Genomic DNA, 12,352 nt, shown 5'->3' with positions numbered 1-12,352 from the left:
CGCCTGCTGAGCCTCTGCCGCCCGACGATTTTCTGCCCGAGCCGCCAGATCCCACGACCACGGGATGGAGTGTGCCCACCGCGAGGGTGAGCGGCGTGCCTCCGACATTCGACAGCACGCCCCCGCCACCGCCACCGCCTGCAGCCACGTCGGCGCTCCGGCCGCCACCCCCGCCGCCTGCGACAATCAGGTATTCGACGTTCGTAATCGGACTCGTGACGACAAAGTCCCCGCTATTGGTAAACGCATGGATCCAATAATCCCCGGATTGCGTCACGGCACCCCCTGTGGCACCTTGTCCGCAGGCCCACGTGGCTGATCCCGCCAGCAACACACCCATCAGAGCCGATGATACGAACCGTGCGAATCCCCGCACGCCATTGACACGCACGCCGTCAGACTTCATTCTCATCCGCATCATCGCCTCCTCATCCCCGTTTGATCAACCGCATGGTTGCATCCTCTGAGCCATTCGCGCATGGGAGAGGTCCGACGACTCGGAGTCTCCCCGCAAAAAAACCCGCTCCTGCTCCATCGGCGTGGAACACAAAATGAGCGGATACAGAACACATCATTGGCATGTATTATGCGGGGGGGGGGTTCGTGAAAGTCAACAGCCATTTCAGCATATTTTTGAACCCCGTGTGAGGCGCTTGCGCAACCGACGTCGGCGCGGCGAGACGCCGCCGCTCTGGCGCGATGCCTATCCACACGGGTGTAAGACAAAAAAGTGAGAGCGGGAGGAAAAGAGAAAGAAAGTAGTTGCCGGGCGGATGCGAACGTCATATAATATTGTATCGTTAATGATACAGGAGGCATTCGTCATGGACCAACACGAAGTATTGAACCAGCTCGGGAAGATCGGCGCCGCGCGGCGCGGGCAGATCAGCGAACAATGGTACGAATCGGCAGGCCGGGACGGGAAGCCGAACCGCACGGGGCCCTATTACGTCTGGCAGCGTTTTCTGGATGGCGAAAAGGTCTCGGCCCGCATTCCGCGAGAAGAGGCCCCCCGCGCTCTGGCCGAGTTGGCGCGGGGGCGTGAGGCCGAGGCGCTGATCAGTCGGTTCTGGCAAAACGCCGAGGCGCTGGCAGAGAGCGAAAAAAAAACGGCTGGACGGAAGCGCTTCGCGCGGTCGGATCGGAACTCCGACAAGCTGCGGCACTGATTGAAGCGAAGATCGGGGCTGGCGAGGTCGATTTGATATGGGTTGAGGCGTCTCTGAAATCGGCGGCGCTGCGGGAGGCCGCCAAGCTGCTTGGCGCGTTTTATTCGCGGGTTGCGCCGCAGGCGCTGGGGCTGGATGGCCAAACCGGGGGGCGCGGAGACCGGACGCGGGAAGTGCTTTCAACGGTCGGACCGGTCGCGTTCACCCGCAGTTATGTCCTGGACCGTAACAGGAAGCGGTCTTTCCCGCTGGATGACGCGCTGGGTTTAATCCGCGGCTGCACACCGGCGGCAGCCGGACTGATCTGCTGGGCCGGTGCGCAGGCACACTCTTATGATCAAGCCGGGGAGTCGCTGTCCCGATTAGCTGGGCTAACCGTGCCCGGACGACGCGTCCAGCGGATGACCAACCACTGCGCGGGTCTGGAGACCGCGTGGGCAATGGCACGTAAAAAAGAGGTGTGCACAGGCGGGATACTCAATATCCAAGCGGATATGACGGGCATACCCATGCGCAAGGAAGACCTGGTCGGCGTCCACGGAAAGAACGGAGAGCCGAAGAAACGCCAGGTCAAAGGCGGCATCGTCTTTCGGCAGGAGGCCAATAAAGATGGAGAGATGCAGCGGATTCCCAGTTCGACAACACGCGTCGTTTCCTTTGACGACGTTTCGTCGTTCTCGCAAATACTCCTGAACGAGGCCGTCAAACGTGGATACCATGAGGCATTTACCGTTGTCTTTACGGCCGACGGCGCGGAGTGGATCTGGATCATGGTCGAAGACCGCTTCAAGGGCGCGGTCCAAATCGTGGACTTTTACCATGCCGCTGAACATCTCGGTGAGTTGTGCCGCCTCGCCGAGGCGGACAAGCAAAAGGCGGAGGCCCTGTTCATGATACGTCGCCGCCTGATGCGCACCTATGGCGCGGCGTGCGCCGTCCGCTATTTCGAGAACCTGCCCTCCGATCATCCCAAGAAAACGGAGATCGAAGGCGCGCTTGGCTATTTCAGAAACAAACTCAAGCGCATGGATTATGGCGCGTTCCGCAAACGTGGCTATTGTATCGGCTCAGGCGCAATGGAAGGAACCTGCAAATCGCTTGTCAAGCAGCGCACAGACCTCGCCGGGCAACGATGGCATCCTTCTGGATCCCTCAACGTATTGCGCATCCGCGGGCTGATTGCGGATAATCTCCACGACCCCTACTGGAAACAACGAGCCTCCATCAGAAGCTTTAAGGCAGCTTAAACTTTCACTCTTCCTCCCTAATCTCACTTTTTTGTCTTACACCCCACACCATATTGAGATTGACTATTACCACGCATCCCGCATAATCAGAGCCATCATGAGGCGCGGAGTTCTTTCGGGCCGCGCCCTATAAGGAGGCTCGGATATGCAGAGATACAGGGGCATGGCGCGTCACGTGAATGCTTCGGTTTGGGCCGCCGGGCTGTTGCTGGCCGGACAAACGGCGGGGGCGGCGGCGATCCAAGATGCGGAGGCTGCGGCTCATGGTGATGCCGCCGCCGAGCAGACGGAGGTCAAACGGTACGAGTTTGCAGGCGTCACGATCGTGCAGTTTAAGCTGTCGGTTTTGTCGCACTACTCCTATCTCGTGGTCAGCGACGGAGATGCGCTGGTGGTCGACCCGTCCCGCGACATTCTGGTTTATCAAGACACGGCCAGGAAGGAGGGATGGGCGATCACGGGCGTCTTCCTGACCCATTCGCACGCCGATTTCGTGGCGGGGCACAGCGAATTCACGAAGGCGTTCGGCTGTCCCGTCTATCAAAGCCGGGAAAGCGGGGCAAAATACCCCATCGCGGCGCTGTCCGATCAGCAGACGCTGAAGTGGGGCGAGGTCACGCTTCAGTTTCTGGCCACGCCGGGGCACACGCCTGACGGCATGTGCGCCCTCGTTTTTGACACGGCCGACACAGCCACACCCCGCGCCATTCTGACTGGCGACACGCTGTTCGTGGGGTCGATCGGGCGTCCCGATCTGTTGGGCGGGACGATGGCCGCCGCCACGCTCGCGGGGATGGGCTACGACACGTGGAAGAACAAACTCTCGAAGCTCGACGACAGCGTAATCGTCCTGCCCGCGCACGGCGCGGGTTCGCTGTGCGGTGCCCATTTGCGAGACGAGCCCTCCTCGACCATCGGCACGGAACGCGCGACCAATCCCTACTTGCAGCACACGGGTCGGAACAACTTCATCACGGCCGTGCTGGAGGGTTTACCCGACGCGCCACACTACTTCGCTCACAACGCCCGAATGAACCAAGCGGGACCGCCGCCCGTCGCATGGAGCGCCCCGCTGCCTCCGGTTCCCGCCCTGGACAAGACGCTGACCGATGCCAGCGCCGTTTACGTCGTTGATCTCCGCGACGCGAAGCGCTTTGCGGCGGGACATATTCCGAACGCAGTAAACATCGGACTGCGCGGGCGGCTGGAATCGTGGACGGGCACCCTCGTGCCGTGGGGCAGCCGCATCGTGCTGTGCGGCGACGACGAGGAGGATTTGAAGGAGGCCGTTTTTCGCCTGCACCGCGTCGGTTACCCGGTCGCGGGCACGGTGGGCTTCGATGCCTGGATCGCGGCCCGGCAGCCCGTCTTGTCGAACGAGCCGATCGATCCGCAAACCCTCCATCAGCGGATGCAGGACGGCACCGGACCGCTCATTGTCGACGTGCGCCTGCCGAGCGAGTGGATGGGGCTCCGCATCGGCAACGTGGTAAACCTGCCGCTCAATCTCCTGGGCGATCTCGCGGTCACGAAGCTCGACCCGCGCGAGCCGGTCGTGACGGTCTGCAACTCGGCGTACCGCAGCAGCATGGGGATCGGCCTGCTGGAGCGCAGGGGATTCACAAAAGTGGCCTCTCTGGTGGGCGGCAGCGAGGCCTGGATCGAGGCCGGACTGCCGGTGATCCAGCCCGCCGCTCCGGGCGGAACGACAGCGGCGGGGCCCGCCCGCGCGGTAAATCTGCCATCCCGAATCGATGCTGCGGCGCTCAAGCGGATGATCGTGGACCTGCCCGGGGCATTCGACCTTGTGGACATTCGTCCCGCCGGGTCGTTCGCCGATTATCAACTGCCCGGCGCGCGCAACGTGACGATGGCCAACTTGATCGCCGACCCCACTTTCCTCACGGGCGCGGGGCCTCTGGTGATCGTGGACCGCGACGGCTCGTTGGCCATGGCGGCGGGCGGGATCCTTTCGCAAAAGACGGAGCGGCAGATCCACGTGCTGTTCGGCGGTCTTGACGCCTACTGGCGCGACGCGGAGATGGGCGGGCCGGTCAAGGCCGTGCCGCTTGCGCCCGCCGTGTCCGCAATGCCGGCGGTGCGACCGGCCGCTCCGATGCCGGCCGCTCCACAGGCGCCCCAGGCGCCGAAAAAGAAAAGTGCGGGGTGCTGATGATGAGTCCGAAACCGTATGCGAATCCATATCTCGCCGGGGTGCTGCTCGGCCTGACCCTGCTGGCATCGTACCTGATCCTCGGAGCCGGGCTGGGCGCGTCGGCGGGCCTGGCCCGCGCGGGCGCCTTCTGCGAACTCACGCTCGCCCCCGCGCGGACGCTGGCGAGTCCGTACTTCGGCGCATGGGGCGACCAGCCGTTGCGCTATTATCTGGTCTTCATGCTGGCTGGCGTGTTCGGTGGCGGGCTCGTTTCGGCGCTGCTGGCCGGCCGTTGCGCCCGGGTCGTGGAGCGCGGCGCCCGGTGTGCGCCACGCGCGCGGATCCTTCTCGCGCTGGCAGGCGGCATACTCGCCGGCTTCGCCAGCCGGCTGGCGAACGGCTGCACCTCCGGCCAGGCCTTGTCCGGCAGTGCGGTGCTGCTCACGGGCAGCCTCCTGTTCCTGGTCAGCGTGTTCGCGGGCGGCTACGCCGCAGCGTGGTTCGTGAGGAGGCAGTGGCATGATTGACACCTTCTTCAGCAGCGGCACGCTGGACTCACCTGCGGCCTTTCTGACGAGCTTTCTGATCGGGATTGCCTTCGGGGTGGCGCTGGAACGCGCCGGCTTCGGCAGCTCGAAACGGCTGGCGGGGATTTTCTATTTCAGGGACATGGCGGTAATGAAGGTCATGTTCACGGCGGTCATTGTCGCCATGCTCGGCGTCTCCTACGCCAAAGCCTTCGGCTGGGTCACGGCCGACAACGTCTACTTCCTGCACACGCTGGTGGCGGCGCAGGTCGCGGGCGGCCTGATTTTCGGCGTGGGTTTCGTGATGGGCGGCTGGTGTCCCGGCACGGCGGCTGTGGGCGCGGCGTCCGGCAAGATTGACGCGGCGGTGTTTCTGGTCGGCGCGGTGGGCGGCAGCATCCTCTACAACGAGCTGTATCCGGTGGTGGCGCCGCTGACTGCCAACGACAGCGGGGTGGTTTTCGGGTTCGAATCGCTGGGCGTTTCTGAGGCCGGGTTCGCGTTTGCCTTCACGCTGATCGCCGTCGGCTGTTTCTGGGGCGCGGAGGTTATCGAGCGACGCCGCACCGGTTCGGCCGGCTATCTGAATTCGCGTTTTCTCCCTGTTTTCAGCGCCGTGCTGATGATCGGCGCGTTCGGGCTTTTTGCCGCGCGGCCAGAGCAACCGGCGGCGCCGGCGGCAGCCGCGCAGGAGGCGGTCCTGCTGACGGGCATGCAGGAGGGCGCGGACCACATCGGTCCAGAGGATCTCGCTGACCGGTTGATGGGCGGCGACGCCTCGCTCCTGCCGGTCGATATTCGCACGCCGGAGGAGTTTGCGCAGTTCCATATCCGTTCGGCGGTGAACATCCAGGTCGCAGACCTGCCTGCCGCGCTCGCGCCGCATAAGAACCGCGGCGTGATCGTGCTCTACTCGAACGGCATGACCCATCCCGCGCAGGCCCGTGACAGTCTGGCCCGGCTGGGCTTCGGCAACGTCTACATGCTCACCGACGGTTTGGCGGGGTTTCTCGACGCCTGCCTCAAGCCGGTGTCGCTGCGGGGCGAACCCGTTCCGCCCGTGCAGGCGGCCAAAATCCGCGCCTGGCGCGCGTTCTTCCTGAGTGCGCCCCCGCCCGTGGCGGCTCCTGCGGCCGCGCTTGCGGCAGAGACCCTTCCCGCCGAGGTGGAGAGCAACTGGCTGGCGCAGCGCCTCGGATCGCCGGACGTGAAGATCATCGACCTGCGGCCGCAGCCCGAGTACAATAGCGGGCACGTTCCGGGGGCGCTGTCGTTGAACATCGAGAGCTTGCGCGGATGCGTCGGGGGCATTCCGTCCATGCTGCTGCCTGCGAACCTTCTGGCCGCGCATTTCTCGCTCATGGGGCTTCGTCGGGAAGACGCGCTTGTCGTGATCTGGGGCGACAAGATCCAGGATGCGACGCTGGTCGGCATGGCCTGCGAACGGTTGGGGCACCGGCGCTACGCGGTGCTGAGGGGCGGTTTCGTCAAGTGGCAGAGCGAGAAGCGGCCTCTGGACACCGGGCTGCCGGTTGTCACGCCAACGTCGTATCCGGCGCCGGAGACGGCTGATGCGTTCACGGTCACGGCGCGGGAGGTGCTCGCCGCAATGGGCAAGACGGGATCGGTGATCCTCGATGTTCGTCCGGCGGATTACTACACGGGGAGGAAGCGCGACGAAGCGCGTGGCGGCCACGTGCCGGGCGCGGTCAACCGGCCCTTCTCCGATGATGTGGCCAAGGGGGACACGTTCAGCACGCTGAAGCCGGTTCAGGAACTGGCGGACGCCTATGCGAAACTCATTCCCTCCAAAGACTCGCCGGTCATCGTCCACTGCCGCACGGGTCATCAGGCCAGTCAGACCTATTTTGTGCTGACCCGTCTTCTGGGCTACAGCCGCGTCCGTTGGTATGATGCTGGCTGGACCGAATGGGCGGCCCGGCCGGAACTTCCGGTCAGCAGCGAAACCCCAATGCCGGAAGCAGCGAAATGACCGCGCAACACGCATGCAAAAGGCACGGCGCTTGTCACGCACCTGCGGACTGCCGGACTTCACAGGTTTTGTCAAAGAAGGTCAAAGAACTTGTTGCATATTTCATACGTACCTGCAACAATTCTCACGCGTATAGAAGTTCCTTGTGCCCGTGAGAGCGCTTCATCGGGTCACATGACGTCTTCGCGTCGCGGCGCCGGGCGGTCAACGATCCCCAGGGAGCAGAAGAATGAAGCACACGAGTGTAGCACTGGCGGCCCTCGGCGGCTTGGCGATCACAACGGCATTCGGCGACGAGGTGCTGTTCAAGTCCGGCGACCGGCTGACCGGCACAGTCGACAGTGTCGTCGGCGGGAAAATGATGTTCTCCTCCAAAGCAGCGGGCAAGGTGACGCTGAATCTGGTAGACATCCGGACTTTTTCGACGGACGAACCGATCGAAATCGCCATGGCCGATGGGACCGTGTTCTCTCAAAAGGTGGCCGCATCCGACGAGGGCTATGTGACCGCGATTGCGGGAGGCTCGGCCGAGCCGCAGTCGATTGCGCTGGCCCATGTCGTAAAGGTCAATCCTGAAAAAGCCCAGTGGAAGGGGATCGTGTCGGCGGGAGCCACGCTCGTTCGGGGTAACACCAAGAGCGATACGGCCGTCCTCAGCGCCGAAGCCACACGCCGGTCGGAGAATGATCGATCCACGCTGGGCGCGGGATACTACTCAGCCCAGCAGCGCGACGACACCACGGGAGCCAGCAGCACGACCGCTGACAATTGGTTTCTCAAAGGTCAGTACGATTACTTCTTCTCGAAGCAGTTGTACGGGTACGGAAACTTGAAATACGAAAAAGACCGCATCGCCAACCTGAGCATGCGTCTGACTCCGGGCATCGGTTGTGGCTACCAGTGGATTGAAAAGCCGGACTTTAATTTCGACACAGAGGCCGGTTTCGCTTACGTTCACGAGAACTATTCGGAGCCCACCGAAACCCGAACCTTTATGGCCGGGCGCCTGGCTTATCACGTGAACACGTCGTTCAACGACCACGTCAAGGCGTTCCATAATCTGGAATACAGTCCCAGCCTCGAAACCCTCGACACGTTTCTGGTCAACACAGACGTGGGGCTGAGGGCGGCGATGACACCCTGGCTCTCGCTCGATGCCAAGGCGCAGATGGCCTACAATTCGCAACCCTCCGAAGGCCGTGACAAAAAGGATTTGCGTTATATTCTGGGTGTCGGCTGGACGTTCTAATGCGGGCTGCGCCCGCAACATTTCGCATAGGAGGTCGCATGCACACATGGAAGTTCTACCGCTCAGGCGGGTTGGATCAGGTGCTTTTCCGTAATGGCGCGGACATCGCGCACCTTGCGGAACTCGACCAGAAGCTCTGGACCGCGCTCAGTTGCCCCACGAAGGGCATCCGTTTCGACACCCAGACGCTCAACCTGCTCGACACCGATAAGGATGGCCGCATCCGCGTGCCCGAACTGCTCGCAGCGGTCAAGTGGTTGTCCGTTCGCCTAGTCTCGCTGGACCCCCTGATGGAAGGCTCCGATACGCTGCGTCTCGCTTCCATCAGCACCTCGACACCTGAAGGACTGTCCCTGCTTGCGAGCGCCAAGCGCATTCTTGCCAATCTGGACAAAGCCTCGGCCGATGCCATCAGTCTGGCCGATGTCGGCGACACCGCTAAGATCTTCGCCGGAACCCGTTTCAACGGCGACGGCATCGTGCCGGTTGACGCAGCCGACGATCCGGCAACCCAGCAAATCATTGCCGAAATCATAGCGGCCTTCGGCGCGGAAACCGACCGCAGCGGCAAACCCGGTGTTAATCAGGCCAAGGTAGACGCCTTCTTCGGCACCGCCGCCGCATACCTCGACTGGACCCGGCGCGCGAACGCTGAGGTGCTGCCTCTGGGCGACAAGACTGCCACTGCCGCCGCCGCGCTGGAGGCGGTTCGCGCGAAACTCGATGACTACTTCACCCGATGCGGCCTGTCGGCCTTCGACGCCCGAGCGGCCGGACCGCTGAGCCGCACGGATGCCGACTTCGCTGCGCTGGCCGACAAGAATCTCACCGTCGGAATGCCAGCCCTTGCGGCTTTCCCTTTATCGAAGATTGCGGCCGGACGTGATCTGCCGATGATCGATGGCGTCAATCCTTACTGGTCCGCCGCTCTGAAGGACTTCAAGGCCGCAGTGGTGGAACCTCTTGTCGGTCCGGGCTGTCTCACGCTGTCCGAAGGACAATGGCAGGCACTCAAGGCTATGTTTGCGCCTTATGCGGCATGGATCGCCGCCAAGACAGGCGCTGAAGTGGCCAGTCTGGGCGCGGCCCGCCTCGCCGTCGTGGTCGCTGGCCAGGCAAAAGCGGACATCACGGCACTGATCGCTAGGGACGCCGCGCTCGCGACCGAGAACGCCCAGATCACGGAGGTTGAGCGGTTGATCCGTTACCAGGCGAATCTGCTCACCTTGATCAGCAACTACGTCAACATGGGCCGTCTTTACGACCCAAAGACCCTCTCGATTTTCCAGGTGGGGACGCTCTATATGGACGCCCGCGCCTGCAACCTCTGCTTCCACGTGGATGACATCGCCGCGCACTCGAGCCAGGCCGACGCCAGCAAGTGCTGTCTTGCCTACTGCATACTGTCCCGCCCGGCCACGAAAGAGACGCGCACGATCTGCGCGACCTTCACATCGGGCTTTGCGCATTCGCTCTGGGTCGGTCGCAACGGCATCTTCTACGATCTCGACGGCAAAGACTGGGATGCGGTTATCGTCAAGATGGTGGACAACTCCATCAGCCTGAAGGAGGCCTTCTGGGATCCGTGGCGCAAGATCGCCGCCATGATTGGCGGACAGGTCCGGAAGATGCTGTCCGCCAAGCAGGACGCCGCGCTCGTCAGCGCCGCCAAAAAGATCGAGGCCCCAGGTGCGGTTGCGGCCGAAGCACCCAAAAAAATGGAGGGCGCGGCCCTCGCATCCACGGCGGCGGCCCTCGGCATCGCGGTTGGGTTGATCAGCACAGCCATCGGCGGCATGGTCAGCGCCGTTGCCGGCCTGCCCCTGTGGAAAAGCGCGCTTGGGCTGGTCGCCATCCTCTTGATGGTTTCAGGGCCTTCGATGATCCTGACCTGGTTCAAACTGCGCGCCCGCGACGTGGCGCCGATCCTCAACGCATGCGGGTGGGCCATCAACCGGCGGTTGCGCCTTTCGCTCAAGTTGGGGAGGCTTTTCACCACCGAGGCGGTGCTTCCGGCCCATGCGGAGTGTCAGTTGACCGATCCGTTCGCCGACGACAACACCGTGCGCAACCGGATCGTCGCGGCCGTGATACTCGTCGCGCTGGCGCTCGCGCTCTGGTTCGCCGGGCTCCTGGACAGCGTGTTGCCTGACGCGATGAAGAGGATACAGACCGGCCCTGGTAGTCGCGTCACGGCCGAGGCGCCGCCCGCGCCGAAAGACAAATGAAAGCACAATGGATTTTTGGGGAGAGGGTGATCCGGTTTCATTCTCACCCCAGGAGGCGACGTTAACACGTCGTGAGATAAACACAAAACAAGGAGTACACACATGAAGCGTTTGGTTATGTTGGCGATGATTGCCGTTGTTGCGGTCGTGTTCACGGGCTGCAAGAAAAAGGAGCCCACGTTGGCGGAGCGTCTGAGCGGCGCCGCCGAGGATGCCAAGAAGGCGGCGGCGAGCGCGGCGAAGGACGCTGAGAAGGCCGGAGCGGATGCCGCGAAGAGCGTGGATAGCGCCCTGAACAAGTAAGTCGTAAGTCCATCGGATTAACGCAGCCGGCGGACCGATGAGGTCCGCCGGTTTTTTGAAACGGGGAGACGAATCTATGGATGACTCAGGACGAGTGGGTGTTGGCGGCACCCTGTGTGCGGTCATCACCGCGCTCATACTGGCGGGGTGCGCCACCACAGGAGTCACCCCGTCCTCCAGGGGAAGCCGGGTGCCTCAGGACCCGGCTCTGGAGCGGGCTGTCGAGGTCTTTCTAACCGAGTGCCTGCATGCGAACGTTGACGATGTGGCGAAAATGAAAGCGGCGCTGGGCGTCTCGCCAATCGATACGCAAGGGCAGGCGGCCGGCCCGCAGATGGATAACCGTTTGGGGCAGACGGTCATGAGCCTGTTGGACGAACGGCAGAAGAATCGCACAGATCCCCTCCGGTTGATCAAGCAAGAATACGTCGACAGCCCCGGTCCGTACTGGAATCAGGCCGTTCTTCTGTTGAAAGTCATGGGATACAAGTGCCTGGAGACGGAAGCCCTCTGACCGGTTGAGGCTCTTGCAAAACCCCCGTGGCACGGGCGTCCCGCCCGTGAAACACGGGCAAGATGCCCGTGCCACGCCCGCACTTACGAGGTTTTGCAAGAGCCTCCGGTTGTGTGTTTCAGGGTCTGTACCCGTTCGTGCACGCGCGACCGCTGCCACGTGAGCAGTACTCATCGCGCTTATATCCGCTCGCGGATAGCGCCAGTCATGGGAACGAAGCGGACCGGAAGGATGGCCTGGCGGCCGAGCGTGCCATCGCGCCGCGTCAGCAGGATGAGTTCCTGAACGCCGCCGTCGGGGCCGACGGGGATGATCATGCGGCCGCCGTCTCGGAGCTGGGCCACCAGGGGTTCGGGAACCTGGCCGGGCGCGCAGGTGACGATGACGGCGTCAAAGGGGGCAACCGCGGGCCAGCCGCGGTAGCCGTCGCCCGCGCGCACGAACACGTTATCGCAGCCGAGGCGGGCGAGATCCGCCTTGGCGCGTTGCGCCAGCGGCTCGATAATCTCAATCGTGTAAACCCTCTCAACCAGTTGCGCCAGAATGGCGGCCTGGTAGCCGGAGCCGGTGCCGATCTCGAGCACGCGGTCCGTCGGCCGGGGATCGAGCGCCTGCGTCATGAGCGCCACGATGTAGGGTTGGGAAATGGTCTGGTTGTGGCTGATAGGCAGGGGGCCGTCGGCGTAGGCGAGGTTGCGGATCGCCTCGGGCACGAGTTCGTGACGCGGGAATCCGGCCATCGCGGCGAGCACGCCCGGATGCGTGATGTCCCGTCCGGCGGGCTTCAGTTGCTCGCGCACCATCCGTTCGCGGGCTTCGGTGAAGATGCCGGGCTCGGCGGGGCGGACCAGCCGGGGGCATCCGGCCGGCGGGTCGGGTCTGCCGCAGAGGCCCGGCGTTCGTGTCGTTGGGACCGTGTGCATGACAACCTCTCGTTCGAGAACCCTGCGTTCGCACGCCACCGCAC

At 63.3% G+C, this 12,352-nt stretch carries 11 protein-coding genes; 9 read left to right on the top strand and 2 right to left on the bottom strand.

Translation table 11 applies throughout. The features are described from left to right. Positions 1-412: hypothetical protein (locus FJ222_05160; protein ID MBM4163810.1), on the bottom strand; the 412-nt coding region annotated here is incomplete at its 3' end. Positions 413-824: 412 nt separating this feature from the next. Here FJ222_05160 and FJ222_05155 point away from each other — a divergent pair. The 9 genes from FJ222_05155 to FJ222_05115 all read left to right on the top strand — a co-directional run bounded on the left by FJ222_05155 (position 825) and on the right by FJ222_05115 (position 11,385). Next, positions 825-1,169, top strand: a complete 345-nt coding sequence (locus FJ222_05155) for a hypothetical protein (protein ID MBM4163809.1) — start codon at positions 825-827, stop codon at positions 1,167-1,169. Between the two features lie 32 nt (positions 1,170-1,201). Beyond that, positions 1,202-2,416, top strand: coding sequence for a hypothetical protein (locus FJ222_05150; GenBank protein MBM4163808.1), 1,215 nt, complete (start codon positions 1,202-1,204; stop codon positions 2,414-2,416). Between the two features lie 163 nt (positions 2,417-2,579). After that, positions 2,580-4,589, top strand: a complete 2,010-nt coding sequence (locus tag FJ222_05145; protein ID MBM4163807.1) for an MBL fold metallo-hydrolase — start codon at positions 2,580-2,582, stop codon at positions 4,587-4,589. Then, entirely contained in the window at positions 4,589-5,098 is a 510-nt protein-coding gene (locus tag FJ222_05140) for a hypothetical protein (protein ID MBM4163806.1), read from the top strand. The genes FJ222_05145 and FJ222_05140 overlap by 1 nt, the downstream gene beginning before the upstream one ends. Continuing rightward, positions 5,091-7,091 (top strand): sulfurtransferase, encoded by a 2,001-nt coding sequence (locus FJ222_05135; GenBank protein MBM4163805.1) that lies wholly within the window; start codon positions 5,091-5,093, stop codon positions 7,089-7,091. The genes FJ222_05140 and FJ222_05135 overlap by 8 nt, the downstream gene beginning before the upstream one ends. 229 nt (positions 7,092-7,320) lie before the next feature. Next, positions 7,321-8,340, top strand: a complete 1,020-nt coding sequence (locus FJ222_05130) for a DUF481 domain-containing protein (GenBank protein ID MBM4163804.1) — start codon at positions 7,321-7,323, stop codon at positions 8,338-8,340. Positions 8,341-8,378: 38 nt separating this feature from the next. Continuing rightward, complete coding sequence (locus FJ222_05125; protein MBM4163803.1) at positions 8,379-10,568, top strand: hypothetical protein; 2,190 nt, start codon at positions 8,379-8,381, stop codon at positions 10,566-10,568. A gap of 102 nt (positions 10,569-10,670) precedes the next feature. Then, complete coding sequence (locus FJ222_05120; protein MBM4163802.1) at positions 10,671-10,871, top strand: hypothetical protein; 201 nt, start codon at positions 10,671-10,673, stop codon at positions 10,869-10,871. Positions 10,872-10,947: 76 nt separating this feature from the next. After that, positions 10,948-11,385: a hypothetical protein gene (locus FJ222_05115; GenBank protein ID MBM4163801.1), complete on the top strand. Its 438-nt coding sequence runs from the start codon at positions 10,948-10,950 to the stop codon at positions 11,383-11,385. A 179-nt stretch (positions 11,386-11,564) separates the two neighbouring features. Here the strand turns inward: FJ222_05115 and FJ222_05110 are convergent, their stop codons facing one another. Further along, entirely contained in the window at positions 11,565-12,188 is a 624-nt protein-coding gene (locus FJ222_05110; GenBank protein MBM4163800.1) for a protein-L-isoaspartate(D-aspartate) O-methyltransferase, read from the bottom strand. Positions 12,189-12,352 lie beyond the last annotated feature (164 nt).

It is taken from the genome of Lentisphaerota bacterium, assembly GCA_016873675.1.
Classification (GTDB): Bacteria; Verrucomicrobiota; Kiritimatiellia; order RFP12; family JAAYNR01; genus VGWG01.
This window is presented reverse-complemented; position numbering and strand designations above follow the sequence as displayed.

Excerpts from the sequence above, each read along its gene's own strand:
- FJ222_05145 (MBM4163807.1), top strand. The coding sequence starts at position 2,580 with ATGGCGCGTCACGTGAATGCTTCGGTTTGGGCCGCCGGGCTGTTGCTG.
- FJ222_05125 (MBM4163803.1), top strand. The coding sequence starts at position 8,379 with ATGCACACATGGAAGTTCTACCGCTCAGGCGGGTTGGATCAGGTGCTT.
- FJ222_05130 (MBM4163804.1), top strand. The coding sequence starts at position 7,321 with ATGAAGCACACGAGTGTAGCACTGGCGGCCCTCGGCGGCTTGGCGATC.
- FJ222_05120 (MBM4163802.1), top strand. The coding sequence starts at position 10,671 with ATGAAGCGTTTGGTTATGTTGGCGATGATTGCCGTTGTTGCGGTCGTG.
- FJ222_05140 (MBM4163806.1), top strand. The coding sequence starts at position 4,589 with ATGATGAGTCCGAAACCGTATGCGAATCCATATCTCGCCGGGGTGCTG.
- FJ222_05155 (MBM4163809.1), top strand. The coding sequence starts at position 825 with ATGGACCAACACGAAGTATTGAACCAGCTCGGGAAGATCGGCGCCGCG.
- FJ222_05135 (MBM4163805.1), top strand. The coding sequence starts at position 5,091 with ATGATTGACACCTTCTTCAGCAGCGGCACGCTGGACTCACCTGCGGCC.
- FJ222_05115 (MBM4163801.1), top strand. The coding sequence starts at position 10,948 with ATGGATGACTCAGGACGAGTGGGTGTTGGCGGCACCCTGTGTGCGGTC.
- FJ222_05110 (MBM4163800.1), bottom strand. The coding sequence starts at position 12,188 with ATGGTGCGCGAGCAACTGAAGCCCGCCGGACGGGACATCACGCATCCG.